The 26,786-nt window shown below is 72.1% G+C and carries 26 protein-coding genes, 2 tRNA genes and 1 pseudogene; 10 read left to right on the top strand and 19 right to left on the bottom strand.

Annotated elements, in window-relative coordinates:
- Nucleotides 1-31 precede the first annotated feature (31 nt).
- Entirely contained in the window at nt 32-2,581 is a 2,550-nt protein-coding gene (hrpB, locus tag ACWH95_RS08480) for an ATP-dependent helicase HrpB (protein WP_454120525.1), read from the top strand.
- Nucleotides 2,582-2,596: 15 nt separating this feature from the next.
- Here the strand turns inward: hrpB and ACWH95_RS08475 are convergent, their stop codons facing one another.
- The 5 genes from ACWH95_RS08475 to ACWH95_RS08455 all read right to left on the bottom strand — a co-directional run bounded on the left by ACWH95_RS08475 (nt 2,597) and on the right by ACWH95_RS08455 (nt 7,172).
- Nucleotides 2,597-3,331, bottom strand: a complete 735-nt coding sequence (locus tag ACWH95_RS08475; RefSeq protein ID WP_136028994.1) for an ABC transporter permease — start codon at nt 3,329-3,331, stop codon at nt 2,597-2,599.
- Nucleotides 3,328-4,110, bottom strand: a complete 783-nt coding sequence (locus ACWH95_RS08470) for an ABC transporter ATP-binding protein (protein ID WP_247982796.1) — start codon at nt 4,108-4,110, stop codon at nt 3,328-3,330. The genes ACWH95_RS08475 and ACWH95_RS08470 overlap by 4 nt, the downstream gene beginning before the upstream one ends.
- A gap of 55 nt (nt 4,111-4,165) precedes the next feature.
- Entirely contained in the window at nt 4,166-4,762 is a 597-nt protein-coding gene (locus ACWH95_RS08465) for a TetR/AcrR family transcriptional regulator (RefSeq protein WP_136028991.1), read from the bottom strand.
- A gap of 49 nt (nt 4,763-4,811) precedes the next feature.
- Entirely contained in the window at nt 4,812-5,567 is a 756-nt protein-coding gene (locus tag ACWH95_RS08460; RefSeq protein WP_454120524.1) for an AAA family ATPase, read from the bottom strand.
- 108 nt (nt 5,568-5,675) lie between these two features.
- Nucleotides 5,676-7,172 (bottom strand): L-serine ammonia-lyase, iron-sulfur-dependent, subunit alpha, encoded by a 1,497-nt coding sequence (locus ACWH95_RS08455; protein ID WP_454120523.1) that lies wholly within the window; start codon nt 7,170-7,172, stop codon nt 5,676-5,678.
- A gap of 148 nt (nt 7,173-7,320) precedes the next feature.
- Here ACWH95_RS08455 and ACWH95_RS08450 point away from each other — a divergent pair, with 148 nt between their 5' ends.
- On the top strand, nt 7,321-7,680 hold the full coding sequence (locus tag ACWH95_RS08450; protein WP_136028985.1) for a hypothetical protein: 360 nt from the start codon (nt 7,321-7,323) through the stop codon (nt 7,678-7,680).
- Between the two features lie 63 nt (nt 7,681-7,743).
- Here the strand turns inward: ACWH95_RS08450 and ACWH95_RS08445 are convergent, their stop codons facing one another.
- The gene (locus tag ACWH95_RS08445) at nt 7,744-9,474 is read right to left on the bottom strand and encodes an L-aspartate oxidase (RefSeq protein WP_136045092.1); all 1,731 of its coding nucleotides are present in this window, start codon (nt 9,472-9,474) and stop codon (nt 7,744-7,746) included.
- A 71-nt stretch (nt 9,475-9,545) separates the two neighbouring features.
- Between ACWH95_RS08445 and ACWH95_RS08440 the strand changes: the two genes are divergently transcribed.
- Nucleotides 9,546-10,490 carry a LysR family transcriptional regulator gene (locus tag ACWH95_RS08440; protein ID WP_372490570.1) on the top strand — a complete coding sequence of 315 codons (945 nt, stop codon included), beginning with the start codon at nt 9,546-9,548 and terminating at the stop codon, nt 10,488-10,490.
- A 71-nt stretch (nt 10,491-10,561) separates the two neighbouring features.
- Here the strand turns inward: ACWH95_RS08440 and ACWH95_RS08435 are convergent.
- Nucleotides 10,562-10,634 (bottom strand) — tRNA-Arg (locus tag ACWH95_RS08435).
- Nucleotides 10,635-10,698: 64 nt separating this feature from the next.
- A complete protein-coding gene (locus ACWH95_RS08430; RefSeq protein ID WP_136028978.1) occupies nt 10,699-11,283 on the bottom strand; it encodes an asparagine synthase in 585 nt (194 codons plus the stop codon).
- 133 nt (nt 11,284-11,416) lie between these two features.
- On the opposite strand from ACWH95_RS08430, the gene ACWH95_RS08425 reads away from it, so the two are divergent.
- Nucleotides 11,417-12,256, top strand: a complete 840-nt coding sequence (locus tag ACWH95_RS08425) for an SDR family NAD(P)-dependent oxidoreductase (protein WP_136028976.1) — start codon at nt 11,417-11,419, stop codon at nt 12,254-12,256.
- 8 nt (nt 12,257-12,264) lie between these two features.
- On the opposite strand, the gene ACWH95_RS08420 is transcribed toward ACWH95_RS08425, so the two are convergent.
- The 9 genes from ACWH95_RS08420 to ACWH95_RS08380 all read right to left on the bottom strand — a co-directional run bounded on the left by ACWH95_RS08420 (nt 12,265) and on the right by ACWH95_RS08380 (nt 19,160).
- Nucleotides 12,265-13,128, bottom strand: a complete 864-nt coding sequence (locus ACWH95_RS08420; protein ID WP_454120522.1) for a hypothetical protein — start codon at nt 13,126-13,128, stop codon at nt 12,265-12,267.
- Nucleotides 13,125-13,370, bottom strand: a complete 246-nt coding sequence (locus tag ACWH95_RS08415) for a hypothetical protein (RefSeq protein ID WP_136028972.1) — start codon at nt 13,368-13,370, stop codon at nt 13,125-13,127. Before ACWH95_RS08415 ends, ACWH95_RS08420 begins: the two co-directional genes overlap by 4 nt.
- Before the next feature lie 94 nt (nt 13,371-13,464).
- Nucleotides 13,465-14,127, bottom strand: a complete 663-nt coding sequence (locus ACWH95_RS08410) for a GntR family transcriptional regulator (protein ID WP_136028970.1) — start codon at nt 14,125-14,127, stop codon at nt 13,465-13,467.
- Nucleotides 14,128-14,206: 79 nt separating this feature from the next.
- Entirely contained in the window at nt 14,207-14,848 is a 642-nt protein-coding gene (locus tag ACWH95_RS08405) for an NADPH-dependent F420 reductase (RefSeq protein ID WP_136028968.1), read from the bottom strand.
- Between the two features lie 58 nt (nt 14,849-14,906).
- Nucleotides 14,907-15,341, bottom strand: coding sequence for a Fe-S cluster assembly sulfur transfer protein SufU (sufU, locus tag ACWH95_RS08400; RefSeq protein ID WP_136028966.1), 435 nt, complete (start codon nt 15,339-15,341; stop codon nt 14,907-14,909).
- Nucleotides 15,338-16,645 (bottom strand): aminotransferase class V-fold PLP-dependent enzyme, encoded by a 1,308-nt coding sequence (locus tag ACWH95_RS08395; protein ID WP_454120521.1) that lies wholly within the window; start codon nt 16,643-16,645, stop codon nt 15,338-15,340. The genes sufU and ACWH95_RS08395 overlap by 4 nt, the downstream gene beginning before the upstream one ends.
- Before the next feature lie 48 nt (nt 16,646-16,693).
- On the bottom strand, nt 16,694-17,497 hold the full coding sequence (locus ACWH95_RS08390; protein ID WP_454120520.1) for a DUF1206 domain-containing protein: 804 nt from the start codon (nt 17,495-17,497) through the stop codon (nt 16,694-16,696).
- Nucleotides 17,498-17,564: 67 nt separating this feature from the next.
- Entirely contained in the window at nt 17,565-18,200 is a 636-nt protein-coding gene (locus ACWH95_RS08385; RefSeq protein ID WP_454120519.1) for a GyrI-like domain-containing protein, read from the bottom strand.
- A 96-nt stretch (nt 18,201-18,296) separates the two neighbouring features.
- Nucleotides 18,297-19,160 (bottom strand): AraC family transcriptional regulator, encoded by an 864-nt coding sequence (locus ACWH95_RS08380; protein WP_454120518.1) that lies wholly within the window; start codon nt 19,158-19,160, stop codon nt 18,297-18,299.
- Between the two features lie 183 nt (nt 19,161-19,343).
- Between ACWH95_RS08380 and ACWH95_RS08375 the strand changes: the two genes are divergently transcribed.
- Entirely contained in the window at nt 19,344-19,856 is a 513-nt protein-coding gene (locus ACWH95_RS08375) for a hypothetical protein (RefSeq protein WP_454120517.1), read from the top strand.
- A 94-nt stretch (nt 19,857-19,950) separates the two neighbouring features.
- On the opposite strand, the gene ACWH95_RS08370 is transcribed toward ACWH95_RS08375, so the two are convergent.
- A tRNA-Ser gene (locus ACWH95_RS08370) sits at nt 19,951-20,042 on the bottom strand.
- Nucleotides 20,043-20,200: 158 nt separating this feature from the next.
- On the opposite strand from ACWH95_RS08370, the gene ACWH95_RS08365 reads away from it, so the two are divergent.
- Entirely contained in the window at nt 20,201-20,905 is a 705-nt protein-coding gene (locus ACWH95_RS08365) for a potassium channel family protein (RefSeq protein ID WP_136028680.1), read from the top strand.
- A 17-nt stretch (nt 20,906-20,922) separates the two neighbouring features.
- On the opposite strand, the gene ACWH95_RS08360 is transcribed toward ACWH95_RS08365, so the two are convergent.
- Entirely contained in the window at nt 20,923-21,927 is a 1,005-nt protein-coding gene (locus ACWH95_RS08360; RefSeq protein WP_247638345.1) for a LacI family DNA-binding transcriptional regulator, read from the bottom strand.
- A 147-nt stretch (nt 21,928-22,074) separates the two neighbouring features.
- On the opposite strand from ACWH95_RS08360, the gene ACWH95_RS08355 reads away from it, so the two are divergent.
- The 4 genes and pseudogenes from ACWH95_RS08355 (at nt 22,075) to rhaS (ending at nt 26,745) form a co-directional block, all read left to right on the top strand.
- Nucleotides 22,075-23,592, top strand: a complete 1,518-nt coding sequence (locus ACWH95_RS08355) for a sugar ABC transporter ATP-binding protein (protein WP_454120516.1) — start codon at nt 22,075-22,077, stop codon at nt 23,590-23,592.
- Nucleotides 23,589-24,608 (top strand): ABC transporter permease, encoded by a 1,020-nt coding sequence (locus tag ACWH95_RS08350; protein ID WP_206251788.1) that lies wholly within the window; start codon nt 23,589-23,591, stop codon nt 24,606-24,608. Before ACWH95_RS08355 ends, ACWH95_RS08350 begins: the two co-directional genes overlap by 4 nt.
- The gene (locus tag ACWH95_RS08345; RefSeq protein ID WP_136036640.1) at nt 24,605-25,714 is read left to right on the top strand and encodes an ABC transporter permease; all 1,110 of its coding nucleotides are present in this window, start codon (nt 24,605-24,607) and stop codon (nt 25,712-25,714) included. Before ACWH95_RS08350 ends, ACWH95_RS08345 begins: the two co-directional genes overlap by 4 nt.
- A pseudogene (gene rhaS / locus ACWH95_RS08340) lies at nt 25,711-26,745 on the top strand (rhamnose ABC transporter substrate-binding protein). Before ACWH95_RS08345 ends, rhaS begins: the two are co-directional and overlap by 4 nt.
- The last annotated feature ends 41 nt before the right edge of the window (nt 26,746-26,786 follow it).

The raw sequence follows: 26,786 nt of genomic DNA, 5'->3' as shown, positions 1-26,786 counted from the left end.
GGGACACGTCGTGAACCGGCAGACTGGGGCGATGACGTCCGCCGCCTTCGACCTCGCCGCGATCGGCACTGGGCTCTCGTTCGCGGCCGCCCTCCCCGACGTCGCTGCGGCCCTCGACGCCGACCATGCGGTCGTGGTGAGCGCTCCGCCCGGCACCGGCAAGACCACACTCGTCCCGCCCCTGCTCGCCTCTCGCGTTCCCGGCCGCGTGATCGTGACACAACCCCGCCGCGTGGCGGCACGCGCAGCGGCCCGACGACTCGCGCAGCTCGACGGCTCCACCCTGGGCGAGCGCGTGGGATTCACCGTGCGCGGCGAGCGCTCCGTCGGACCGTCGACCCGGGTCGAGTTCGTCACGGCCGGGGTGCTGCTGCGGCGGCTGCTCGACGACCCGGGCCTGGACGGCGTTGACGCCGTGATCATCGACGAGGTGCACGAGCGAGCTCTCGAGACCGACCTGCTGATCGGACTGCTGTCGGAGGTGCGGCAGCTGCGCGACGACCTGACGCTCGTCGCGATGTCCGCGACCCTCGACGCCGCCCGCATCGCCGGCGTCATCGGCACAGACGAGCGTCCGGCTGCCGTCGTCGAGCACGCGGTGCCCGCCTTTCCGCTCACCGAGCGGTGGGCGCCGAGCCCCGGCCCGCGGCTCGACGAGCGCGGGGTGACGTGGGGGTTCCTGGATCACGTCGCCCGCACCACCGTCTCCGCCGCGCGCGACCTGACCCGCGACGATCCGACCGCCGACGTGCTGGTCTTCGCACCGGGAGCTCGCGAGGTGGCGGAGATCGCCCGCCGCGTCCGTGACGCCGACGGCTCGTACGACGTGCGCGAGCTGCACGGTCAGCTCCCCGCCGCCGCGCAGGACGCCGTGATCCGCGGGAGGCGCGCCTCCGAGCCGCCGCGCATCATCGTCACGACGTCGCTCGCCGAATCGTCGCTCACCGTGCCGGGGGTGCGCCTGGTGGTGGACAGCTGCCTGGCGCGACAGCCGCAGCGCGACGCCGCCCGCGGGATGACGGGACTCGTCACGACCGCCGCACCCCGCTCCTCGTGCGTGCAGCGCGCCGGCCGCGCCACGCGTCAGGGACCGGGCATCGTGGTGCGCTGCGTCGACGAACGCACCTACGCCGCGGCACCCGCCCGCCCCGCCCCCGAGATCGCGGTGGCCGATCTGACGGATGCCGCACTGCTGCTCGCGTGCTGGGGTGCGCCCGGCGGCGCGGGACTGCGCCTGATCGACCCACCGCCGGCCGACAGCCTGGCGGACGCCCTGACGGTGCTGGGCGCACTCGGCGCGATCGACGACGAAGGACGCGCCACCGTCGAGGGCCGTGACCTGGCGCGGATCCCGACCGACCCGCGGCTCGCCCGCGCGCTCCGCGACGGCAGTCCGCTCGTGGGTGCGGCGCTGGCGGCCGATGTCGTCGCCCTGCTGAGCGGCGACGTGCGCATCGCCGATGCCGACGCGGCGCAGGCGCTCGTCGCTCTCCGCAGCGGACGCACTCCCGACGCCCGGTGGCGCACCGACGCGGATCGCCTCCGACGACTGGTCCCCGCGACGCCGGGACTCCGCTCCGGTCTCGACGGCACGGGTCTCGTGATCGCCCTCGCCTTCCCCGAGCGGATCGCGCAGCGGGTCGAGCGCACGGCGGACGGGGCGACGTTCCTGCTCGCGTCCGGCACCAGGGCGGGGATGCGCGGACCGCTCGCGGCGTCGGAGTGGATCGCGGTCGCCGACGTCACGCGCGCCGCGGGGCGTGCGGCGGCAGGGTCGGGAGCGATCATCCGTGCCGCCGCGGCGCTGTCCGAGGCGCAGATGGAGCGGGCCGCACAGCACCTGATGACCGACCGGGTCGAGGCCGCGTTCACGAACGGACGCGTGCAGGCCAGGCGCGAGCGCCGCATCGGCGCGATCCTGCGAGCTTCGGTGCCGGTGCGTGCCTCCGCCGACGAGGGCAGAGATGCCGTTCGCCGGGCGCTGCAACGCGACGGGCTCGGCGTGTTCGCGTGGTCGGAGGCGGCCGACACCCTGCGTCGTCGTCTGTCGCTGGTGCGGCGCGAGCTCGGCGACCCGTGGCCCGACGTGTCGGATGCCGGCCTGCTCGCGACCCTCGACGCGTGGCTCGGGCCCGAGCTCGACGCCCTCGCCGCCGGCACTCCCGCGGCGCGGATCGACCTGGCCTCGCCGTTGCGCCGGCTGCTCCCCTGGCCCGAGGCGTCGCGCCTCGATGCCCTCGTCCCCGAGCGGCTCGAGGTGCCCAGCGGCTCGCGCGTGCGGATCGGCTATCCCGACGCGGACGACGCGTCCGCGCGCCCCGTCGTGGCTGTGAAGCTGCAAGAGTGCTTCGGCTGGGCCGAGACTCCCCGACTCGTCGACGACCGCGTGCCCGTGCTGTTCCACCTGCTGTCCCCCGCCGGGCGTCCGCTCGCAGTCACCGACGATCTCGCGTCGTTCTGGTCGGGGCCGTACGCGCAGGTGCGCGCCGAGATGCGCGGACGCTACCCCAAGCACCCCTGGCCGGAGGACCCGTGGTCGGCCGCCCCCACCCGCCATACGAAGAACCGCACGCCGCGCTGAGCGGAGGCCGCCTGGTCAGGCCGTGCGACGCCGCAGCGTGAGCGACGCGAGCACGAGCGCTCCGACGCAGAACGCGACCACCACGAGCAGCGGGCGGTACACGTCCCACCCGCCGTCGCCCGCGGCGACCGCGTTGATCGTGTCGATCGCGTAGCTGAGCGGCAGCCAGTCCGAGATCGTGTGCAGAACGTCGGGCATCTGGTCGCGCGGCATGAACAGCCCGCCGAGGATGATCTGCGGGAACACCAGCACCGGCATGAACTGCACCGCCTGGAACTCCGTCTGCGCGAACGCGCTCGCGAGCAGCCCGAGCGCGGTGCCGAGCAGGGCGTCGACCACCGCGACCAGGCCCAGCTGCCACAGCTCGCCCTCCACGTCGAGCCCGCACACCCCCACCGCGAACGACACCGTGATCACCGCCTGCAGCAGTGCCATGAGCCCGAAGGCCAGGGCATACCCGAGGATGAAGTCGGCCTTGCCGAGCGGGGTGGTCATGAGCCGTTCGAGGGTGCCGGAGCGGCGCTCGCGCAGCGTGGTGATCGAGGTGATGAGGAACATCACGATGAACGGGAACAGTGCCAGGATCGCCCCGCCGAACTGGTCGAACACGCCCTCCTGCTCCGCGAACAGCCAGGCGAACAGCCCGACCAGCAGGCTGGGGGCGACGAGCATCAGCGCGATCGAGCGGGGGTCGTGCCGCAGCTGCGTCAGCACGCGGGCCGCGGTCGCGAACATGCGGCGGCCGTTCATTCCCCCTGCTCCTCTCCGTGCTCCCGGGCACCGCGTCGGGATCGGCGCGTGATGTGCTCTGCCGCACGGTCCCGTTCGATCAGCGTGAGGAAGGCCGCCTCCGGATCCGCGGCGCCCGTGTCGGCCAGCAGCGACGCGGGCGTCGTGTCGGCGATGATCCGCCCGTCGCGCATCAGCAGCAGCCGATCGCAGCGCAGCGCCTCGTCCATCACGTGGCTGGAGACGATCAGGGTCACGCCGCGGTCGGCCAGGCCGCGGAACAGGGTCCACAACTCGGCGCGCAGCACGGGGTCGAGGCCGACGGTCGGCTCGTCCAGCACGATCAGCTCCGGCGCGCCGACGAGGGCCATCGCGAGGGAGACGCGCGTGGACTGCCCGCCGCTGAGCGACTCGACCAGCTGGCCGGCCTGGCCCCGCAACCCGACCTCGTCGATCACGCGCTCCACATCGCCCCGGGGAGCCCCGAGCAGCGCGGCGACGTAGACGAGGTTCTGCCGCACCGTGAGGTCGCCGTACACCGCCGCACCCTGGGTGCCGTAGGCCACCCGGTTCCGGAGCTGTCGCGATCCGCCGGGCTCGCCCAGCACGGTCACGTCGCCCGACTCGACGCGCTGGACCCCCACGATCGAGCGCATGAGGGTGGTCTTGCCGCAGCCGGAGGGACCCAGCAGTCCGGTGACCTGTCCGCGCGGGATGGTGAGGTCGACGCCGTCGAACACCCGCACCTTTCCCCGTCGCACCCGGAGCTGCGCGATGGCGACCGCCGCGTTATTCATCATGCGATGAATTATGCGCCCGCCGTGCCCCCACGGTCAACGGCGAGGAGCCGCGGTCTCAGTCGAACAGGTACCGCTGCACCGTGGGACCGACGCGGTGCACGAGGTCGCCGATGTCCGCCGCCGCGAGGGGCCCGAGCGCCAGAACGTAGCGCGTCACGATCAGTCCCGCGATCTGCGAGGCCACCAGCGTCGCGCGCAGCTCCGCATCGGGAACGGCCAGCAGCTTCGCGATGCGCCCGATCAGCTCGCGCGCCAGGAAGCCCGCGAGCAGCGGCGAGGTGACGCGGCTGCCGAGCGCCGTGCGGATCAGCATGACCCCGCGGCGCCGCACCTCGGGGCGCTCGAACGCCTCCAGCACGTAGCGCACCAGCCGCTCGCCCACCTCGTCCCGCGGCCCCGCGACGATGCCGGGCACGTCGATGTCGGGTCGCAGCGGTATCCCGACCGCCTCCGCGAAGAGGTCGGCCTTGGTGCCGAAGTAGTGGTGCACGAGTGCCGAGTCCACCCCGGCGCGCCCCGCGATCGAGCGGACCGTCGAGCCGTCGTACCCCTGCTCGCCGAACTCGTCGACCGCGGCCGCCAGGATGCGCTCGCGCGAGTCCGTCCCCCCGCGCGGGCGACCGCGTCGGCGGGGTGCGGTGTGCTCGGTCATGCCCGCCAGCCTACGACCCGCACGACGGCGGCCTCCCGCCGGACGCGGCTCAGTCCAGCAGGTGTCGCAGGTACCGGCCGGGCTCGCCGAGGAACGAGCGCCAGTGCCGCACGAGCTCCAGATCTTCCCAGGCCGCCGGGCGCAGACCCCACTCCCCCACCTCCAGGATCGTCGCCCCCGGAAGAGCGGCGAGGACCGGGGAGTGCGTCGCGCACAGCACCTGGCCTCCCTCGTCGGCGATGCGCCGCAGCACGGCCATCAGCGACAGCGTCGACGTGAACGACAGCGCGGCCTCCGGCTCGTCGAGGCAGTAGAACCCGGGATCGTCGAACCGGCTCTCGAGCACGGCCAGGAACGACTCGCCGTGACTCATCTCGTGGAACGACACCTCGGCGCCGCTCGTCGACGGGTTCTCCTCCAGGTAGGTGTAGAAGGAGTGCATCGTCTCGGCGCGGAGGAAGAAGCCCCAGCGATCGGCGCCGATACCGCGCTGCAGCCGCAACCAGCTCGACAGCTCGGACTCGGTCGCCCTGGTGCGGTGTCGCGCCTGCCGCGAGCCGCCCTCGGGCGACAGGCCGTACGCGATCGCGATGCCCTCCACCAGGGTGGACTTGCCGCTGCCGTTCTCACCGACGAGGAAGGTCACACCGGGGTCGAGGACGATGCCCTCCCGCAGCACTTGCGCCACCGCGGGGATGCTCGTGGGCCAGCGGCCATCGATGGGCGGGGCATCCGAGGACGCCCGGACCGAGACGACCGGCTGCTGCCTTCGCCGTGTGGACGTCGGCTCCCAGAACGAGTCCATCCGCACCCTCCCGCTCTCCGGCCCCGCCACGAGGGTATCCGCCGGGTCCGACAGCCCGCGCGTCGACGTCCGCTCCGAGGCTATCGACCGGCTCCGACACCCGCCCGCTCAGCACTCGATGACGTTGACCGCGAGACCACCCTCGCTCGTCTCCTTGTACTTGGTCGACATGTCCGCCCCCGTCTGCCGCATGGTCTCGACCACGGCATCGAGCGACACGTAGTGGCTGCCGTCACCGCGCAGGGCGAGGCGGGCCGCGGTCACCGCGGTCGAGGCGGCGATCGCGTTCCGTTCGATGCACGGGATCTGCACCAGCCCGCCGATCGGGTCGCACGTGAGGCCGAGGTGGTGCTCCATGGCGATCTCGGCCGCGTTCTCGATCTGGCGGTTCGTGCCGCCCATCACGGCCGTGAGCCCGCCGGCGGCCATCGCGCACGCGGAGCCGACCTCGGCCTGGCACCCGCCCTCCGCGCCGGAGATGGAGGCATTGGCCTTGAACAGCGAGCCGAGCGCGGTCGCGGTGAGCAGGAAGCGACGGATGCCGCGGCGGCGGTTGGCCTCGGCGACCGCCGGGTCTTCGCGTTCCTCGGCCGCGGTGACCGGCGGCGGCGTGCCCTCGAAGCCCAGCAGCGCGCTGCCGACGAGCTCGCCGTACGGGGTGACGGCGTTGCCGGCGCCGAGACCGGAGTCCGCCAGGAACCGCCACCAGTACATCGCCACGGCCGGAAGGATCCCCGCGGCGCCGTTCGTCGGTGCCGTCACGACGCGGCCGCCCGCCGCGTTCTCCTCGTTCACCGCGAGCGCGAACGCCCCGAGCCACTCGCCCGGGAGCTCGCGGTGCCCCTCGGCCTCGACCGCCTCGAGCTGGCCGCGGATCGTGCCCGCCCGTCGCTTGACCTTGAGGATCCCCGGCAGCACACCGTCGGCGTGCAGCCCCGCATCGACGCACCCCGACATCGCATCCCAGATGGCGTCGAGCCCGGCCGCCACCTCCGCTTCGCTGCGCAGCGCCATCTCGTTGCGGCGCGCGACCTCCGCGATCGACAGGCCCTCCTCGTCGCACAGCGCCAGGAGCGACGCGGCATCGGCGTACGGGTAGGGGAACGCGCCCGTCGAGATCTTCGCCGCTTCGCCGTCGCGCCGGATGAACCCGCCGCCGATGGAGTAGTAGGTGTCCTCGGCCACCACGGCGCCGTCCGCGGCGGTGGCGGTCAGGGTCATGGCGTTGGGGTGACCGGGCAGACGCGTGCGCGGCGCGAACACGATGTCGTCCTTCGCGAACGCCACGTCGTGGACCCCGCCGAGGCGCAGGGCGGCGCCGTCGGGGAACTCCTGCCACGCGGCCCGCACGGCGGCCGGGTCGCACGTCTCGGGGCGGAGGCCGCGGAGCCCGGCGACCACCGCGTCGGGGGTGCCGTGTCCGATGCCGGTCGCGCCGAGGGAGCCGTACAGCGTGCAGCCGACGCGGGTGACGCGGCCCAGCTCGCCCGACGCCGTGAGCCGCTGCGCGAAGTCGACGGCCGCGCGCATGGGGCCGACGGTGTGCGAGCTCGACGGCCCCACTCCGATGGAGAACAGGTCGAAGGCCGAGACGTACGCAGTCACCCCTCCAGGCTACGCCGGGTTCCGGCATCTCGGTTCATCGTGGTTAACCCGAGCGCGTCGGGGACCCGGCCGCCCGCCCGTCAAGCCCCTTCAGCTCGGCCGCTCGGCGGGGCACGCTGGAGGCACGACAGCGCAGGAAGGGACGATCATGACCACCAGCACTCCCGAACCCGAAGCCCCCGAGCCGGAGTCCACGGACGAGCTCTCGGCCGAGGCGCAGACGCCCACCCCGACCCCGGCGTCGGAGGGCCAGACCACGCACGCCCCCACCGCCGACGCGGACGAGGGCGAGGCGAGCACTCCGCCGGAGGCCGAGTCGCCGGAGGACGCCGACCCGTCCGAGGTGCCGAGCACGGAGGAGCTCGAAGAGCCGAGCACCGAGAAGGCCCCGGGCCAGGAGCCGAAGGCACCGGAGCGGAAGGGCGACCCCGAACCCGACCACGAGGCGGTCGGCATCGGCGTGATCGGACAGCCCCAGGTCGGCGAGAACGACCCCGCGGGGCAGTGACACCCCCGTCGCTCCTCCCTGGATCGCTCTGACGAACGACGGGAGGAGCGACGGGCCGGAGGGTTACTCCACGAGCTTCCCGGCGGTGTCGACGTCGCGCATCAGTTCGGCGATCTCGGCGGGGACGGGCGGGATCTCCTCGCGGGTGACGCCGGTCGCGGGCGACCACACCAGGTTGACCTGCAGCGTCGGATCGGTGTCGGGGTAGTCGCTGCGGTTGTGGCAGCCACGCGTCTCGCGCCGTTCCCGCGCCGCCTCCAGCGTGGCACGGGCGGCGAGCGCGGAGGCCTTCAGATCGAACGCGTGGGCGAGGTCCTGGAACCCGGCGATGTCCGGGTGGATGCCGATGTCCTCCATGCGCCCTTCGATCAGGTCGAGGTCGGCGAGCCCGGCCCGCAGCCCCTCCTCCGAGCGCACCACGCCGGCGTACTCGGTCATGAGGTTGCGGATCGCGCGCTGCAGGGCGCGCACGTTCTCGCGCCCTTCGGCCGCGAGCAGGTCGTCGATCTCGGCGCGGGCCGCCGCGACCGCCTCCGCCGACCGCCGCTGGGCGTCGAGCCCCGCGGCGTGCGCCATCGCCGCCTGACCGACGATCCGCCCGTACACGAGCAGCTCGATCAGCGAGTTGCCGCCCAGCCGGTTCGCACCGTGCAGCCCGCTCGACGCCTCGCCGATCGCGTAGAGGCCCTCGACATCGGTGCCGTGGTCCTCGGACCGCACCCAGACGCCGCCCATCGAATAGTGCGCGGTGGGGGCGATCTCGATCGGGTCGGTCGTGATGTCGAGCATCTGCAGCTCCATCATCGTCTGGTAGACGCGCGGCAGCCGGGTCATGATCGTCTCGCGCGGCAGGTGCGACACGTCGAGCCACACGCCGCCGTTCTCGGTGCCGCGCCCCTCCTGGATCTCGGTGTACGCGGCGAGCGCGACGCGGTCGCGCGTGGAGAGCTCCTTCCGCTCGGGGTCGTAGCGCTCCATGAATCGCTCGCCGAGCGCGTTGCGCAGGATGCCGCCCTCGCCGCGCGCCGCCTCGGAGATGAGCGTCCCTGCCGCGTTCTCCGGCTCGATGATGCCGGAGGGGTGGAACTGCACGAGCTCGGGATCGCGCAGTCGCGCGCCCGCGTCGACGGCGAGACGGAAGGAGTCGCCCGTGTTCTCGTCGCGTCGGGAGGAGGTGCGCCGCCAGATGCGGTTGTGGCCTCCGGCCGCGAGGATCACGGCGTCGGCGTGGATGAGATAGCGGGTGCCGTCGGCCTGGTCGAAGCCGTACGCGCCGAACACGACGTTGTCGCGCACGAGCAGGCGGGTGATGTAGACGTTGTCGAGGATCGGGACGTCGAGCTGCTCGGCCCTGCGGACCAGGGTGCGCTGGATCTCGAGCCCCGTGTAGTCGCCCGAGAACGCGGTGCGACGGTAGGTGTGCGCGCCGAAGAACCGCTGGGAGATGCGACCATCGTCCTCGCGGGCGAAGTCCATGCCCCAGCGCTCGAGGTCGCGGATGCCGCGCTCGGCGCCGCGCGTCACCACCTCGACGGTGTGCGGGTTGGCCAGGAGGTAGCTCTCCTTGATGGTGTCGGCGGCGTGCTGCTGCCAGCTGTCGTCGGCGTCCATCGTGCCGAGGGCCGCGTTGATGCCGCCCGCCGCGAGGGAGGTGTGGGCGTCCTGACGGGGGCGTTTGCCCACGGCGAGCACGTCGACGCCGTGTTCGGCGACCTCGATCGCCGCCCGCAGGCCGGAGCCGCCGGTGCCGATCACGAGGACCGTGGTGGAGATCTGTCGTTCGGGTGCAGTCATGGTCTCGACGCTAGTTAGGACAACCTAATAACTCCAATGCATAGTTCGAGTGGAAACCATACGGGTAGGCTATGGCCATGAACCTCGAGCAACTCCGCGGGTTCGTCGAAGTCGCCCGCCTCGGACACTTCACCCGCGCCTCCGAGCACCTGCACCTGGCCCAGCCCTCGCTGAGCCGACAGATCTCCACGCTCGAACGCGAACTCGGCGCCGAGCTGTTCCACCGCGCCCGTGGCCACATCGCGCTGACGGCGGCCGGGGAGACACTGCTCCCCCGCGCCCAGCGCATGCTCGCCGAAGCCGACGCCATCCGCGACGAGATGGGCGAACTCGCGGGGCTCCGGCGCGGCCGTGTGCGGCTCGGGGCACCGCCCACGCTGTGCATCAGCCTCGTCGCCGAAGCCCTCAGCTCGTTCCACGACTCCTACCCCGAGGTCGACCTCCACCTGATCGAGGGCGGCTCCCGCCTCCTGGTCGAGCAGCTCGCGGTCGGCGCCGTCGACATGGCCCTCATCACCCAGTCCGACGGTCCGCCGCCGGCCGGGGTCAGCCTCACCCGCACGCCGTTGCTCGCGGAGGAACTGGTCGTGGTCTCCTCCGCCGCCCGCCCGCCGGTCGCGCGCACCCCCGCGATCCCGCTCAGCCACCTGGCGACCCTGCCGCTCATCGCGTTCGACGAGAGCTACGAGCTGCGGGCCACGACCGATGCCGCCTTCCGCGCCGCCGACCTCACGCCGAACCTGGTGCTGGAGGGCGGCGAGATGGACTCCGTGCTGCGCTTCGTCGAACGAGGGCTCGGCGTCGCCGTGGTGCCCGCGATGGTCCTGTTCGACCGGCCGACGCTGCGGTCCGTGCGGCTCGCCCACCCCGCCATGACCCGCACCGTCAGCCTGGCCCACCGGTCCGACGTCAGCCCCGCCGTCGCGGTCGCCGCCATGCGGCAGGTCATCCTGACCACGGCGTCCGACGTCGCCCGCCGCGACCCCGCGATCACGAGCCTGCTCGACACGGACTGAGACATCCGTCCGGGATGCAGAAACGGCCCCCGCCGAAGCGGAGGCCGTATCGTCACTGTCTCAACACAGTGTGCGCCCGAAGGGACTCGAACCCCTAACCTTCTGATCCGTAGTCAGATGCTCTATCCATTGAGCTACGGGCGCCCAGCCCGCTCAGCGGGCCGTAGAACAGCCTACAACAGTCGCGAGACGAAAGCGAAACGAGGGGTCAGTCGCCCTTCGCTGCCGCCTTCTCCTGCTTCTTGCGGCGCTTCTCCTTCGCCCGCTGCGCCGACGACAGCGCCTGCAGGTCCACAAGGCGCAGCGCCTGCATCCGGGCCTCGCGCATCCGCGCGTAGTCGGGGTCCTGCTCCGGTCGCATGCCCTCCACGCGCAGCCGCCGGTCGAGGTTGTGGCGGACGTCGGCCCATGCCGCGGCCCTCGCCTCCTCGACGATCGCCTCGAGCTGCTGCCGGTCGTCCATCATCTCCCGCAGCCGCTGGGCCACCCCGGTCGACTGCTTCGCGCGGCGACGGAGGTTGCGCACATCGCGGTCGCGGTAGTCGTGCGTGCCGACCGGATCGGAGTGCCGCCCCCTGGCCCGCTTGCGCAGCGCCGTGACGGTGGCCGCCGCCTCCTCCGACTCCTCGGCCATCGCGCGCAGGGCCTCGCGCGCGTCGTCGACGTAGCGGTCGAGATCGAACACGCCGCCCTCTGCGATGGTGCCGATGAGGATGTGGTTCTTCACGGCGAGGCGCGCGGCGGCCGTCGCGATCGCGACGCCTTCGGCGATGGCATCCGCAGTCCGTCCCACCGGCACCTCCTCTCCACGAGCGTACCGGTATCGATGCGGCCCGGTCTCGGCCAGAATGGTTCGGCATCCAGCATCTCGCAGGCGTCCGACATCGGTCGGCGACCGCCCGGATCGCACGCGCAGGGAGGCGGCGATGAAGCATCTCGACCTGGTCGGCAGCACCACCGTCATCACAGGCGCCGCGAACGGCATGGGGGCCGAGATCGCGAGGCTGCTCGCTCCCCGCGGCGTGCACCTGGCCCTCCTCGACCACGACCGTGCCGCGCTCGACGCCCTCGCGACCGAGCTGGCCGGCACCACCGTGACGACGCACGTGGTCGACCTCCGCGACGACGACGCGGTCTTCGCGACCGCCGCGCAGATCGCCGCCGTGCATCCGCGGATCACCGCCCTGATCACGTGCGCCGGCTCGTCCATGCTCGGCGACCTCGACCAGCTGACCATGGAGGAGATGCGCTGGCTGACCGACGTGAACCTCTGGGGCACGGTGTCGATCACCAAGGCCCTGCTGCCGTCGCTCCGTGCCGCGCCGGCCGCCCACATCACGCACCTGGCGAGCGTGTACGCCCTGGCCGCTCCCGCCGGCCGCATCCCGTACGCGCTGAGCAAGTTCGCCGTCCGCGGCTTCTCCGAGGCGCTGCGCCACGAGCTCGAGGGCACGACCGTCTCGGTCGGCGCGGTCTACCCGGCGGGTGTGCGCACCGGCATCATCCTGCACGGGCGGTACGCCGCCGCGATCGACCCCGCGGTGGCCGCCCGCGCTGCCGCCGCGCAGGCCGCGATGTACCACACCGACCCCGCCGACGCGGCTGCGCGCATCGTCCGCGCCACCGAGCGCCGGGCCGCCCGCACGATGGTCGGACGGGAGGCACGACTGATCGACGCGCTCGTGCGGCTCGCCCCGACCGCCTACTGGCGGGCCATGCGCCGGCCGCTGCGTGCCGCGATCGACACCAGGACCCCGGTCGACTGAGCGGAGCCTCAGCGCACCGCGCCCACCCAGATGCCCGACGCCCAGGCCTGCTGCTCGCCGTTGCAGCCCACCGATCCGGGGAAGCCGCGCACCACGGCCATGCAGTTGGCGAGGAACTCCGGGTCGTTGCCGAACAGCGCCCCGTAGGAGCCCGACGAGGTGAGGGCGCCCCACACGCGGAACTGGTAGATGTGCGCCAGCTCGTGCGCCATCGCCCAGTTCAGGCGGCCGGTGCTCCAGCCCGCGATGTCGGCGCGGTACTTGATGTACCCGTTGCTGTTCGCGCACGCGGGGGCGTTGCCGCCGGCACACGACGACGACTCGTACAGCCCCACGCCGCCACCGCCCACGCGGTCGAGGGCGGCGCGCACGCGCGCGTAGCCGTCCGGCCCGCTCGTGCTCCAGGCGGGGCCGCCCGGGCCCGGGTTCTGCGACGCCTGCCACGACGCGACCTCGGTGCCGATCTTGGCCGTGATCGCATGGATCGTGGCCGTGGCCGCGACCACCGTGGCGGGGTCGTCGTCTTCGGCGAGCACGGTCTGCTGCACCGACAGCGCCGAAGCGCGATGCGTGGCCGTGTCGACCTTGCCGTCGGCGCCCTGCAGGGCGGTGTTCAGCGCCGCGAGCTCGGTGAGGAACGCCGGGCGCACCTCCAGCACCGCTGCCCGATCGGACGTCGTCTGCTCGGCGCTTTCGATCGAGGCGGCCAGATAGTCGGTGCGCTGGGTGGCATCGCGGTACTGCCCGGTGAGGGCGCGCAGCTCGGCGATCGCGTCGAGCCGCTCGTGCTCCAGTGCGTCGGCGCGGGCGAGCACGCCGACGGCGAGCAGCACGGCGGCAGACAGGGTGACCGCGAGCACGCGCCGGATCACTTCAGGAACCCCGTGGTGTCGGCGATCTTCGCATCCTGCTCCGCGATCTGGGCGCGCAGGGCCGTGAGCTGCGCGGCCAGCTCCAGGTTGTCTCCGCGCGACGCCTCCAGCGCATCCTCGACGCGCGCGATCTCCGCCTTCACCGCGGCGACGGAGGCGGCGCGCTCCTGATCGGCGACGACCACGAGCGCGGCACCGCCCAGCAGCAGCAGGCCCCCGATGACGACAGCAAGACGGCGCATCCCGCTCCCCAGACAGCGACAGTGACCGGACCGGTTCCGACCGCACCAATATACAGCCGCGGTCCCGCGCTTCGTGGGCCGGTCGCGCGACGGATCAGAGTGCGACGTCGGCGCGGAACAGCCGCCGCTCGGCGGCCGCCTGCCCGCTGGCCAGGTGCGCGGGCAGAAGCGTGCGCAGCCGTTCGACGTCGCGCGCGGCGACGGCTTCCAGGATCACCCGGTGCTCCTCGGCCATCGCGACCAGGTCGTCGTGCTGCCCGAACAGCCAGCGCAGCCGGGTGAGGAACACCGCGATGAGCTCGCCGAGCATCTCGTTCCCGGCCAGGTCCACCGCGACCTCGTGGAACTCGGCGGCCGTGCGGCGCGCGGTCTCCGCGTCACCGTCTCGGGCCGCCGCCGCCTCCCGCTCATACGTGTGACGCAGCCGGGCGAGGCCGACCTCGTCGTGACGCTCCGCCGCGAACACGAAGATGAGGGTCTCGATGGCCTCTCGCACCTCGGCGAACGCGCGGATGTCGTCGTGCGTGAACTCCCGCACCACCGCCCACGAACGCGGTCGAGCGGTCACGACGCCCTCCGCGACCAGGGTACGGATGGCCTCGCGGACGGGAAGCCGCGAGACGTGCAGCTCGGCCGCGATGTCGCGTTCCACGAGCCGGGCGCCGGGGGGTCGCCGGCCCAGCACGATGTCGTCGCGCAGGATCCTCGTGACCCTGACCGACTCGAGCTCGCCGCCCGCCCCCATAGCCCCCGCCATCCGGGCATTGTCCCACCCCGGCCGGGGTTCCTCAACTTTTGGTATCCCAGCCGGGGTGGACGGGCTCGCCCGCGGCGACTCAGGGCAGGCGGTTCGCCTTCGCCAGGTTCGCCGTCAGCTCCTCGGCGTTCTGGCGCGTGACGTACGCGGGACGGTCGCGCTCGACCCGCCACGACTCGCTCAGCGGGCCGATGTTCACGGTGTCGAAGCCCGCCTGGTCGTAGAACCGGGTGACGAACGCCACCGCCTCGGCGTCGTCACCCGCGGTCGCCAGCGCGCGACGGTCCGGGGTGCCGGCCGGGGTGCCGCCGGTCGTGATGTCGCTCGCGTAGATGTGGTTGAACGCCTTGGCGATCTTCGAGGTCGGCAGCTGCTGCTGCAGCAGCTCGGACGTGGTCGTCTCGCCCCGGTCGAGAGCCTCGATGTGACCGTCACGCTCGAAGTAGTAGTTGTTGGTGTCGAGCACGATCTTGCCCGCCAGCTGCTCGGTCGGCAGCTGGTCGATCGCGTGCAGCGGCACGGTGACCACCGCCACGTCGGCGGCCGCCGCCGCCTCCTCCGCGGTCGCCGCCCGCGCCTTCGGCCCCAGCTCCGCGACGAGGTCGGCCAGCGTCTCCGGGCCGCGCGAGTTCGCGATCACCACGTCGTAGCCGTTCGCCACCGCGACGCGCGCGACCTGGCTGCCGATGTTGCCTGCACCGATGATTCCGAGAGTAGTCATGTTCGGCCCAACGCCGAGCGGGCGACTCTATTCCCGTGAATCGGTCATCGGGGACGGCTCACAGGCGCGTCAGTGCGTCCTCGGTCGCCACCCACGCGAGCATCGCGCACTTCACGCGCGCGACGTACTTCGAGACCCCGCCGAGCGCGGCCGCGTCGCCGAGCAGCTCCTCGTCGGGTGCGATCGTGCCGCGCGAGCGCATGGCGTCGCGGAACGCCGCGATGCGCACCTCGAGCTCCGGCACGCTGAGCCCCTCGGCGAGCTCGGCCAGCAGCGACGCGGACGCCTGCGAGATCGCGCACCCGTGCCCCTCCCACGCGATGGCATCGATCGTCCCGTCGTCGCCCCGGTGCACCTGCAGGGTGATCTCGTCACCGCACGTCGGGTTGAGCTGGTGCGACTGCGCCGGGATCTCGTCGCGCAGCCCGTAGCCGTGCGGCGTGCGCGAGTGGTCGAGGATCAGTTCCTGGTACAGGCTCTGCAGGTCGCTCATGCGCCCCTCCGGAAGAAGTCGATCGCCCCGGCGACACCCGCGATCACGGCGTCGACCTCGGCCTCGGTCGTGTACAGGTACGTGCTGGCCCTTGTCGACGACGTGACCCCGAGCCGCCGGTGCAGCGGCTGCGCGCAGTGGTGCCCGACACGCACCGCGATGCCCAGGTCGTCGAGGAACTGTCCGACGTCGTGCGCGTGGATGCCCGCCACGTCGAAGCTCGCGAGTCCCACGCGCGGCAGATCGATGCCGGCTCCGAGCACGCGCACGCCGTCGATCGCGCGGAGCCCGTCCACCAGGCGCCGGCCGAAGGCGGCCTCGTGCGCGGCGATGCGCGACATGCCCACCTCGTCCAGGTAGCCGACCGCCGCGGCGAGCGCGATCGCCTGCGACACCCGCTGCGTGCCCGCCTCGAAGCGCTGCGGCGGCGGCAGGTACTCGGCCTCGGTCGTGGTGACGGTCGTGATCATCGAGCCGCCCGTGAGGAACGGGGGCATCGCGGCCAGCACCTCGCGCCGGCCGTACAGCGCACCGATGCCCGTCGGCCCCAGCATCTTGTGGCCGGAGAGCACCGCGAAGTCCACGCCCAGCGCCCGCACGTCGAGCGGCAGGTGCGGGGCGGACTGGCACGCGTCGAGGAGCGTCAGGGCACCGACCCCGCGGGCGAGCGCGACCAGCTCGTCGACCGGGTTGATCACGCCGAGCACGTTGGACACGTGCGTGAAGGCGATCAGTTTCGTGCGGTCGGTGACGAGCTCGGCGGCCACGTCGAGCCGGAGGGCGCCGTCGTCGTCGAGCGGGATCACCCGCAGCGTGGCGCCCGTGCGCGCCGCGAGCTCCTGCCACGGGATGAGGTTGGCGTGGTGCTCCATCTCGGTGGTGACGATCTCGTCTCCCTCGCGGAGGCGCAGGCGCTCCGCGGCCGCGCCGCCGCGTCCGAGCGAGGCGTTCGAGAGGGAGTAGGCGACGAGGTTGATCGCCTCGGTCGCGTTCGAGGTCCACACGATCTCGTCGTCGTCGGCACCGACGAAGCGGGCGACGGCGGCCCGCGCATCCTCGAACAGCTCGGTCGCCTCGGCCGCCAGCGTGTGCGCACCCCGGTGCACCGCGGCGTTCATCGTGGTCGCGTAGTCGCGCTCGGCGTCGAGCACGGCGTCCGGTCGCTGCGACGTCGCGCCGGAGTCGAGGTACACCAGCGGATGGCCGTTCACCTGCGCGCGCAGGATCGGGAAGTCCCCGCGGATCCGCTGCACCTCGGTCTCGGTCAGCGGTGCGATCACGTCGACTCCGGGAGAAGCGCTCATCGTTCCAGTCTCCCATCTTCCGGACGCGGCCGGCGCGGGGGTCTGGGGCTACGACATGCGCGCGAGCCGGGCCCTGGCCATGCAGAACACGCCGTACAGAGCGAACCCCACCCCGACCGCGCCGAGCACCAGCCCGCCCAGCGGCAGCGCGAGCAGACTGTGCAGCGCCGCATCCAGTCCCGCCGCCTTCTCCGGGTCCTGGGTGACCGCGGCGACCACGAAAAGCACCCCCGTCACGGCGACCGCGACGCCCTTGCCGAGGTAGCCCGCCACCCCGAGCACCACGATGCCCGCGCGCCCCGCGCCGGTCGGCAGCTCGATCAGCTTCTCGAACGACCGCGTGATGCCGCTGCCGATGAAGCCGAGGCCCACGCCGACCACCGACAGGCCGAGGATCACCAGCAGCGCCACGCCACCGGGCGCCGACAGCACGATCTCGCTGAGCGTGCGCGACGCGTCCTCCGACTCGGCACGACCGCCCACCGCGTAGATGATCGCGAGGACCGCGACCACGAGATAGGAGCCCGAGATCCCGGCGAGCTTGATACGACGGCCCCACTTCTTCGTCTCCGCGGGGTCGGCGGCGAGGAAGGCGCTGGCGATCTGCCAGGCGGCGAGCGCGATGAGCCCCACCGCGATCGACAGCAGCAGCAACCCGCCGATGGGGTTGTCGCGGATGCGCGCCATCGCCCCGTCCTGGTCGGCGTCGCCCGAACCGCCCACCGCGATGCTGAGGGCGATCGCGCCGATCACGACGTGGATGAGCCCCAGCACGACGAAGCCGACACGGGCGGTCCTCCGGAACGCGGTCGAGTCCTTCGCCGCGCGCGCCGCATGCTTCACGCTGCTCATGGGGGAAGCGTATCGCTCGGCATCCGAGCCGAAGAGGGGGTTGCTTTCGTCCGCGCCCGCGGTGAACTCACTCGACCCGCGCGACCGGCTGCCGCAGAATCGTGCGGAGTTTCGCGGGGTCGGTGCGGCGGATGTCGCTCAGGTACACCTCGTGGTGCCGACCGGTCATGCGCAGTCCGTGCTCCGGGATGAAGCGGTGGTGCAGCTCATCGAGCACCGGGGCCTCGTCGTCGAAGGGGCCGACGTGGAGCGTCTGCACGCACAGCCCCTCGTGCAGGGTCTCCAGCCGCACGGAGCGCAGGGCCGGCAAGGGCTCGCGCTTCTTCGCGCTCTTCGCCTCGACGATGTCGACCGCCCGCGCGAAGAGGTCGGGGGTCACGTGGTCGCCCACCAGGAGAAGCAGCGTCCACTCCCACTGCGACTTGTCCCGGCGCGACGTGAACGACTCCATGTCGGCCGCGTGCCACAGCCCCTCGAGCGGCATCACGACGGTGTCGATGCCGAGCTCTTCACGGCTCGCGAACTTGAGCGTGTACGCCAGGGGGAACAGCGCCGCCACGGCCTGCGCATACACGGGCGAGGTGTTGGGGTCTCCCGCGCCGTCGATCATGAGGTACCGCAGCGGCGGCACCTCGAGCACGCGGAACTCTCCGCGTCGTGCGCGGTAGGAGTCGAGGGTCTTCTTGGGGTCGATGGCCGCCATCGTCTGCCTCTCCGGGTGGGACTGCTGGGTGCGGCACAGTGTGCCAGGGGCCTCCGACACCGGGGCGGGACGACTCGGCCGCCCCGCCCCGGTGACTCACTCCGCTTCCACGGGCAGCCACAGCTCGCACGAGGCCGTGTCCCCACGGAACTCGCGGTACCGCACCATCGACGGACCGGGGCGCAGTCGCCACGGGTTCGACGGGAACCACTCGGTCGCGGTGGCCGCCCACAGGTCCTGCAGGGTCTGCGGGAACGGGCCGTCGGCGGCGAACACGGCCCAGGTGCCCGCCTCGAGCCGCAGCACGTCGAGATCCTCCGGCACCGGGGTCGTCTCCTCCAGCGCGACGCCGTGGAGATACGTGAGCGGTGTGCCCTCGGGCGCGTCCGGCTCCACGTCGGCAGTCACGGCGAGGATGCCCGACGGCTCCGCGTCGTTCAGACGCTTGAGCCGCGCGTGCTCCTCCGCCGGGATGGCCGCGATGTGCTGCTGGATGTGCGGATTCTCACCGCGGTGGATCAGCGGGACCTGCGTGGCATGACCGACCAGCTGGAGGGCGGGTCGGGGGGTGATGGTGACGTCCATCGGGGTGCTCCCTTCGACGCTCAGGCGGAACCGGAGCGTGGGTTGTGTACGGAGAGGACCCCCGTCACGGCGCGCCTCGGCCGGACCGATGCCGTGCACGGCGCGGAACGCCCTGCCGAACGCCTCGACCGAGCCGTAGCCGTGCCGCACGGCCACGTCGAGCAGGCTCGGCGCACCGCCGACCAGTTCCGCGGCGGCGATCGTCATCCGACGACGGCGCACGTACTCCGACACGGGCATGCCCGCGAGGGCGGAGAACATCCGCCGCAGGTGGTACTCGGTCGTGCCGTGTGCACGCGCGACGGCCGCGACGTCGAGCTCCTCGTCCGGCGCGGCTTCGACGCGGCCGATCAGGGCGTTGAGGGTGCCGATCATGGGTTCCTCCTTTCCCCACCAGCGTGTCCGTCCGTCCGGGTGCGGCACCCGATCATTCTGGTCCGTTCCGGTCGTGTGCCGCCGCTCCCCCGCAGCGTTCACACCCCGTTTGACTGCACTGTGAACACGCATCCCGTATCGTCGGAGTTTCTGGGGGAGCACGGGGAGCGAGTCGGCATGCAGGTGAGAGACCTCCTTTTCGGCGTCCCCTCCGGCCTCCCGCCGCTCGCAGACACCGAGGATCCGTTCGCCGACGCCCTGGCTCTCGTGGACGCCCAGGTCACGCACGTGATCGTCGACATCCCGGCCGGTGTGGTCGGGGTGCTGCTGGAACTGCGCCAGTCGACCCGGCTCCGCGGCACGACGGCCCTGCTGCGGGTGACCGGGGCGGTGCGACAGGAGTGGACGGGCTCCGCGTCGGCCAACCGCTTCACGGCGTGGTCGATCACGGACGCTGCGGTCGACCGCGACCTCACCGCGATCCGCATCGCCCTGCACTGCCTGCCGGCGGGGTCGCTGCACCTGACGGGGACCGCGGCGGACTTCGTGCTGCTCTCCGCGCGACCCGATCGGACGCCGCCCTCCTCGACCGATCCCGCCGCCCTGCTCCGGTTCGGCGTGGTCGACGAGTCCACCGTGTGCGACCCGCTCGGCGCCGCGCACCTGCGCTCCTCGGCACCGTTCCCGCGCCGCTGAGCGGCGACCGCACGGGCGGACCGCAGGCGACTCGTGCTGCGCGATCGCTCGAGATCGAGCGCCGTACCGTGATCGCGGTTCGAGGGGGAAGAACTGGCGGAGACGAGGGGATTTGAACCCCTGGTCCCCGTAAGGGGACTCCACCTTAGCAGGGTGGTGCACTAGGCCGGACTATGCGACGTCTCCAGGCATCCGGCCCGAGAGCGCGGATGCACTCGACCAGTGTAACGGGTTCGACGCGCCCTGACGAACCGCGGCCACGGCCGCGCCTCCCGACCCGCGCGCGACCGGCTGGGATACTGGCCGCGCGCGGGAGTCACACCACCGCGACGGAGAGGATCGCCATGAATCCGCACCCGCACGTCGGCGCTTCCCTGGGCACCGAGGACAGCGCCTGGAGCTACCGGGCGGTCGGCTACGCGATCGTGCTGCTGCTCTTGGGCGTCTCGTACGGCCTGTGCGCCGCGCAGCCGAGCGCCGACCCGAGCCCGTGGGCGTTCCTGGTCATGCTCGCGACGGTCGCGATCGTGTTCCGCGTGACGGGCGCCCGTGCGCTCGTGCAGCGGGTGACGTGGGTCGTGCTGTCCACCGCGGGCGCGGCGGCCCTGCTGGCGACCTTCTTCGGCACCGGCAGTCCCGCCCTGGCGGTCGGGCTGTCCGCGGCCTCGATGGTGGCACTGCTCGTCGCACCGTGGGCGATCATCGCGCATCAGGTCACGCGACGCGGGCTCGACATCGAGGCGCTGCTCGCCGCGGTGACGGCGTACATCCTGGTGGGGATGTTCTTCGCCTTCGCGTACAACCTCGCCTCGCAGTTCCTGTCGCAACCGCTCTTCATCGGAGCGGAGACCGACTCGCTCGGCGATCAGCTGTTCTTCTCCTTCACCGCCCTCACCACGACCGGCTACGGCAACCTCATCCCCCGGGGCGCCGGCATGCAGGCCGTCGCGGTGGCCGAGGGCATCACGGGGCAGCTGTTCCTGATCACGGCGGTCGCCCGCATCATGCGCGGCGCGAGCGCCCAGCACCGGTCGTCGGCCTCAGCCTGACGGCATCGGCGGCGGGGTCACGCGCCGGTCGTGGAGCGCCGCGCCACCAGCTCGGGGCGGAACAGCACGTGCTCGGGCTCCGGCGCCCGCTCCCCCTGACCCTGCAGCAGCAGATCGACCGCGGTGGAGCCGATCAGGGCGGCGGGCTGACGCACCGAGCTGAGCGGGATCACGGCGGCCGCGGCGAAGTCGATGTCGTCGTAGCCGATGATCGCGATGTCGTCGGGCACCCGGGCGTCTCCGGTCATCACGAGGCTCTGCAGCAGGCCGAGCGCGACGAGGTCGTTCGCCGCGAACACGGCATCCGGACGATCCGCCGGGGCGCGGCCGAGGATCCGCGACCCCGCCTGCCTCCCCTCCTCGACCGTGAGAGCGGCAGTCGCGAGGAACTCCAGGGCGACCCCGGCGTCGGCGGCCGCGGCCTGTGCCCCGCTGAGCCGGTCGGACACCTGCCGCAGTGACACGGGCCCCCCGACGAAGGCGATCCGCCGACGGCCGACCGCGAGCAGATGCTCCATGGCGATCCGGCCGCCCTCCACGTCGTCCACGGCGACCGAGGCGAAGCGCTCGTCCTGCGACTCCCGGTCGACGAGCACCGCGTGCGTGCCGCGCTCGTGCATGCGCGCCAGGCGCGGCAGCGACTCGGCCACGGGCGTCACCAGCACGCCCGTCACCCGCTGCTCCTCGAACAGGTCGAGGTGCATGGCCTCGCGCTCCTGCTTCTCGTCGCTGTTGGCCACCAGCACCGAGAGCCCGTGCTGATCGGCGCGCTCCTCGGCGCCGCGGATCACCTCAGCGAAGAAGGGGTTGCGGATGTCGAGCACGACCAGTCCGATGGTGCGGCTGCGTCCGGCGCGGAGCTGCCTGGCCGCGTCGTTGCGCACGAAGCCGAGCCGATCGATCGACGCCTGGACCCTGGCCACCGTCTCGGCGGCCACCTTCTCCGGCCGGTTGAGGACGTTCGACACCGTGCCGACCGAGACACCCGCGTCCTCCGCGACCTCGCGCACGCTGACCGCCATCCGCGACCTCCCGTCCTCCGGCGTGTGAAACGACTCACATTCCGCTCGGGACTCACACTCTCATGCCGTCTTGACAGCAGTCAACACATCGCCTAATCTCATCTCCGACAGGGTTTGAAACGATTCATTCCCTCAATGGAGAGAGAAATGATGTCCTCACCCGCGACGGCGCCCGTGCTCGAGCTCGCCGGCGTCCAGAAGGCCTTCGGCTCGGTGATCGCCCTGCGCTCCGGCACGATCACGGTCGACCCCGGCTCCATCCACGCGCTCGTCGGCGAGAACGGTGCCGGGAAGTCCACGCTCGTGAAGATCGTCGCCGGCCTCTACCAGCGCGACGCCGGAACGTTCCGCCTGAACGGGGCCGGCGTGGACTTCACCTCCACCGCCCAGTCCAAGGCAGCCGGTGTCGCCGTCATCTACCAGGAGCCGACGCTCTTCCCCGACCTGTCGGTGACCGAGAACATCTTCATGGGCCGCCAGCCCCTCGGACGCTTCGGCCGCATCGACCGGAAGGCCATGCGGCACGAGGTCGAGCGGCTCTTCACCCGCCTCGGCGTCACCATCGACCCCGACCGCCCCGCGGAGGGGCTCTCGATCGCCGACCAGCAGGTGATCGAGATCGCCAAGGCCGTCTCCCTCGACGCGGCACTGCTCATCATGGACGAGCCCACCGCCGCCCTGTCCGGCGTGGAGGTCGAGCGCCTGTTCGCGATCGCGCGCAGCCTGCGCGACGAGGGGCGCGGCCTCATCTTCATCTCGCACCGCTTCGACGAGGTGTTCGCCCTCTGCGACACCGTCACCGTGATGCGTGACGGCGCGTACATCGCCACCTCCGCCGTGGCCGACACCACGGTCGACGAGCTCGTGCGCCAGATGGTGGGCCGCGAGGTCGCCGAGCTGTTCCCCAAGCAGGAGGCCGCGATCGGCGAACCGCTGCTCGAGGTGGAGGGCCTCACCAGCCCAGGACTCTTCCACGACATCTCCTTCACCGTGCGCGCGGGCGAGATCGTCGGACTCGCCGGGCTCGTTGGCGCGGGACGCAGCGAGGTCGCCCGGGCCGTGTTCGGCGTGGACGGCTACCGCGAGGGCACGGTCCGCATGACCGGCCGGCGCATCCCGCCGCGGCGCCCCGTCGACGCCATGCGGGCGGGACTCGCGCTCGTCCCCGAGGACCGTCGCAAGCAGGGCCTCGTGATCGAGTCCGGCGTGGGCGGCAACATCACCCTCGCGATCCGCCGGCGTCTGGCCCGGCTCGGCCTGCTGACGACCGCGATGGAGAACCGGGCCGCCCGTGAGTGGGCCTCGCGCCTCGAGGTGAAGACGCACGCGCTTGACACGGTCGCCGCCACCCTCTCCGGCGGCAACCAGCAGAAGGTCGTCCTGGCGAAGTGGCTCGCGACGCAGCCCCGGGTGCTGCTGATCGACGAGCCCACCCGCGGCATCGACGTCGGCACCAAGTCCGAGGTGCACCGGCTGCTCTCCCAGCTCGCCGGCCAGGGCATGGGCATCCTCATGATCTCGTCGGAGCTGCCCGAAGTGCTCGGCATGGCCGACCGGGTGCTGGTGATGCGCGAGGGCCGCATCACCGCCGAGATCCCCCGCTCGGAGGCCACCTCCGAGAACGTCATGTTCGCCGCGACGCACGCATCGGAGCTCTCCTCGTGACCACCGCCATCCCCGTCTCCGCGCTCACCACGCGCATCTCCGGCATCGGCAGGGCGCGCGAGTTCGGCATCCTGCTCGCCCTGGTGCTCGTGATCACCGCCGCGACCCTCAACAACCCGAAGTTCCTGTTCAGCGCCGACGGCTGGCGCGACCTGCTGCTCACGCCCTCGATCCTCGTGCTCGTCGCGGTGGGTCAGGCCATCGTGCTCATCACCCGCAACGTCGACCTCTCCGTCGGCTCGGTCATGGGCCTCACGGCCTACCTCACCGGACGGCTCTTCATCGACGTGCCCGGCATCCCCATCGTGCTCGTCGTGATCGCCGCCGTCGTGCTCGGCGCCCTCCTCGGACTCGTCAACGGCGCCCTCGTCGCCTACGCGAAGGTGCCCGCCATGGTCATCACGCTCGGCACGCTCTACGCCTACCGGGGCATCAACGTGCTGTGGACCGGCAGCGACCGCGTCAACGCCTCCGACCTCCCCCGCGACTTCCTGGCGCTGGGCACCGGACAGCTCCTGGGCATCCCGATCCTCGCGGTCGTCGCGGTGATCGTGCTCGCCGCGGCCGCCTGGTACCTGAAGAACACGCGCGGCGGGCGGGAGTTCTACGCGATCGGCTCCGACCCCGCAGCCGCCGAGCTGTACGGCCTGCGCGTCACGCGCCGCGTGCTGACCGCGTTCGTCCTGTCGGGTGCGCTCGCCGGGCTCGCCGGGGTGTTCTACGCGGCACGCTACGGCACCATCAACTCCCAGGCCGGAGCCGGATGGGAGCTCGACGCGGTCGGCGCCGCGGTGATCGGCGGCGTCGCCATCACGGGCGGCATCGGCTCGGTCTGGGGTGCGGCGATCGGAGCCGTGCTGCTGCTCACCATCAACCGTGCCCTGCCGATCCTCGGCATCCCCGACTTCTGGCAGCGCGCCGTCGTCGGCCTGCTCATCATCGGCGCCATCGTGCTCGACCGCGTGCTCGCGGTCCGGCAGAGACGGCGGCTCATCGAGGCGAGGGACCAGTCATGACCACCGCGACCACCACCACCGCGAGCGCGCGCGTCATCCGCGACTACGACAAGCCGCTGTGGCGCCGGCTGCTCCTCACGCGCGAGGCCGCGATCGTCGGGCTGCTGATCGTCGTGGCCGTCGTGGCCGCCACGAGCATCCGCGGCTTCGGTCAGCCGATCACCCTCACCTACCTGCTGCTCGACATCGCCCCGATCCTGCTGATCGCGCTGCCGATGACGCTGATCATGATCACGGGCGAGATCGACCTCTCGGTCGGCAGCATGGTCGGACTGTCCAGCGTGGTCACCGGAGCGCTCGTGCAGGGCGGCCTCCCGTTCGAGATCGCCGCGCTCGCCGCGCTCGCGGTCGGCATCGTCGGCGGCGCGTTCAACGGCTTCCTGGTAACCGTCGTCGGGCTCCCCTCGCTCGCGGTCACGATCGGCACGCTCGCGCTCTACCGCGGCCTCGCGGTGGGCCTGCTCGGCACGGCCGCCGTCACCGACTTCCCGGAGTTCTGGAGCGACCTCGCGAAAGCCAAGATCGCCGGCACGCCCATCCCCGTCATCACCATCCCGTTCCTGGTGCTGGTGGCCGTGTTCGCGGTCCTGCTGCACTTCACCCCGTTCGGTCGCGGCGTGTACGCGGTGGGACTGTCGAAGGACGCGGCGCACTTCTCCGGCGTGCACGTCGAGCGCACCAAGCTCGTGCTCTTCGTGCTCTCCGGCGCGGTCGCCGCCTTCGCCGGCATCTTCTACACGCTCCGCTACGGCAGCGCCCGCGGCGACAACGCCACCGGCCTCGAGCTCCAGGTGATCGCCGCCGTCGTCCTCGGCGGGGTGTCCGTCTTCGGCGGTCGCGGCAAGATCTACGGCGTCATCGCCGCCGCCTTCCTCATCGGGGCGCTCGCGAGCGCGCTCCGCCTGGTGAACGTCACCTCCGACGTCATCAACATCATCACCGGCACGCTCCTCGTGATCTCGGTGGTGGCCGCAAGCGTCCTGGCCTGGCTGCAGAGAGCACGCCGCCGACCGGGCAGAACCCCCGCCGGTGCCGGCACCACAGCGCCAGGGGCACCGATGGACGCCGCGACCGCGGCATCCCCCGACGAAAGGAACGAACAATGACGTTTGCACGCAAGCGCGTGACCGCCTTCGCCGCCCTCGCGGTGGCCGCGGCGGTCGCCCTCACCGGCTGCGCCGGATCCGGCGACGGCGGCAGCGGCAGCGGCGGAGAAGGCGGCGGCGACGCCTCGATCACCTTCCTGCCCAAGAACCTCGGCAACCCGTACTTCGACACGTCCAGCGAGGGCGGCAAGAAGGCCGTCGAGGAGTTCGGCGGCACGTTCTCCGAGGTGGGACCGGCCGAGGCCACGCCCGACGCCCAGGTCAGCTACATCAACACCGCCACGTAGCAGGGCGTCGGCGCGCTCGTCGTCTCGGCGAACGACCCCAAGGCCATCTGCGACGCCCTGAACGAGGCCCGCGACGCGGGTGTCAAGGTCGTCACGTTCGACTCCGACACCAACACCGAGTGCCGCGACCTGTTCATCAACCAGGCCGACTCCGAGGGCATCGCGAAGGTGCAGATCGACCAGATCGCCGAGCAGATCGGCGGCGCGGGCGAGATCGCGATCCTCTCCGCCTCGGCCAACGCGACCAACCAGAACGCCTGGATCGACCTGATGAAGGAGTACGTCGCGAGCGACTACCCCGACATCACGATCGTCGAGACCGTGTACGGCGACGACGACGACCAGACGTCCTTCGACAAGACCGCGGCACTGCTGCAGAGCCACCCCGACCTGAAGGGCATCGTGTCGCCCACCACGGTCGGCATCGCGGCCGCCGCGCGCTACCTCTCCACGTCCGACTACAAGGGCACCGTGGCCCTCACCGGGCTCGGCACCCCGAACCAGATGCGCGAGTACGTGGAGGACGGCACCGTCACGTCGTTCGCGCTGTGGAACCCGGAAGACCTCGGCTACCTCGCCGCGTTCGCCGCCCACGCCCTCATCGCCGGCGACATCACCGGCAAGGAAGGCGACACGTTCGACGCGGGCGACCTCGGCGAGTACACGGTCGGCGCCGACGGCGTCGTGCTGCTGGGCGACCCGTTCGTGTTCGACGCCGACAACATCGGCGACTTCGACTTCTGAGTCGCCCGTCCGGCCGGTGCCGCGTGGCACCGGCCGGACAC

The sequence above is a fragment of the Microbacterium sp. NPDC055502 genome (assembly GCF_053643635.1).
Note: the sequence above shows the minus strand (reverse complement) of the source record. Positions and strands in the feature narration are given on the sequence as shown.

Bases quoted from the DNA above. Each gene is read 5' to 3' on its own strand.
- ACWH95_RS08475 (WP_136028994.1), bottom strand. From the start codon at position 3,331: ATGAACGGCCGCCGCATGTTCGCGACCGCGGCCCGCGTGCTGACGCAG.
- ACWH95_RS08410 (WP_136028970.1), bottom strand. From the start codon at position 14,127: ATGGCGGGGGCTATGGGGGCGGGCGGCGAGCTCGAGTCGGTCAGGGTC.
- ACWH95_RS08345 (WP_136036640.1), top strand. From the start codon at position 24,605: ATGACCACCGCGACCACCACCACCGCGAGCGCGCGCGTCATCCGCGAC.
- ACWH95_RS08360 (WP_247638345.1), bottom strand. From the start codon at position 21,927: ATGGCGGTCAGCGTGCGCGAGGTCGCGGAGGACGCGGGTGTCTCGGTC.
- ACWH95_RS08355 (WP_454120516.1), top strand. From the start codon at position 22,075: ATGATGTCCTCACCCGCGACGGCGCCCGTGCTCGAGCTCGCCGGCGTC.
- ACWH95_RS08465 (WP_136028991.1), bottom strand. From the start codon at position 4,762: ATGACCGAGCACACCGCACCCCGCCGACGCGGTCGCCCGCGCGGGGGG.
- ACWH95_RS08405 (WP_136028968.1), bottom strand. From the start codon at position 14,848: ATGACTACTCTCGGAATCATCGGTGCAGGCAACATCGGCAGCCAGGTC.
- ACWH95_RS08470 (WP_247982796.1), bottom strand. From the start codon at position 4,110: ATGATGAATAACGCGGCGGTCGCCATCGCGCAGCTCCGGGTGCGACGG.
- ACWH95_RS08445 (WP_136045092.1), bottom strand. From the start codon at position 9,474: ATGACTGCACCCGAACGACAGATCTCCACCACGGTCCTCGTGATCGGC.
- ACWH95_RS08415 (WP_136028972.1), bottom strand. From the start codon at position 13,370: ATGCGCCGTCTTGCTGTCGTCATCGGGGGCCTGCTGCTGCTGGGCGGT.
- ACWH95_RS08395 (WP_454120521.1), bottom strand. From the start codon at position 16,645: ATGAGCGCTTCTCCCGGAGTCGACGTGATCGCACCGCTGACCGAGACC.
- ACWH95_RS08365 (WP_136028680.1), top strand. From the start codon at position 20,201: ATGAATCCGCACCCGCACGTCGGCGCTTCCCTGGGCACCGAGGACAGC.
- ACWH95_RS08380 (WP_454120518.1), bottom strand. From the start codon at position 19,160: ATGATCGGCACCCTCAACGCCCTGATCGGCCGCGTCGAAGCCGCGCCG.
- ACWH95_RS08440 (WP_372490570.1), top strand. From the start codon at position 9,546: ATGGCCATGAACCTCGAGCAACTCCGCGGGTTCGTCGAAGTCGCCCGC.
- ACWH95_RS08425 (WP_136028976.1), top strand. From the start codon at position 11,417: ATGAAGCATCTCGACCTGGTCGGCAGCACCACCGTCATCACAGGCGCC.
- ACWH95_RS08450 (WP_136028985.1), top strand. From the start codon at position 7,321: ATGACCACCAGCACTCCCGAACCCGAAGCCCCCGAGCCGGAGTCCACG.
- sufU (WP_136028966.1), bottom strand. From the start codon at position 15,341: ATGAGCGACCTGCAGAGCCTGTACCAGGAACTGATCCTCGACCACTCG.
- hrpB (WP_454120525.1), top strand. From the start codon at position 32: ATGACGTCCGCCGCCTTCGACCTCGCCGCGATCGGCACTGGGCTCTCG.
- ACWH95_RS08385 (WP_454120519.1), bottom strand. From the start codon at position 18,200: ATGGCGGCCATCGACCCCAAGAAGACCCTCGACTCCTACCGCGCACGA.
- ACWH95_RS08390 (WP_454120520.1), bottom strand. From the start codon at position 17,497: ATGAGCAGCGTGAAGCATGCGGCGCGCGCGGCGAAGGACTCGACCGCG.
- ACWH95_RS08460 (WP_454120524.1), bottom strand. From the start codon at position 5,567: ATGGACTCGTTCTGGGAGCCGACGTCCACACGGCGAAGGCAGCAGCCG.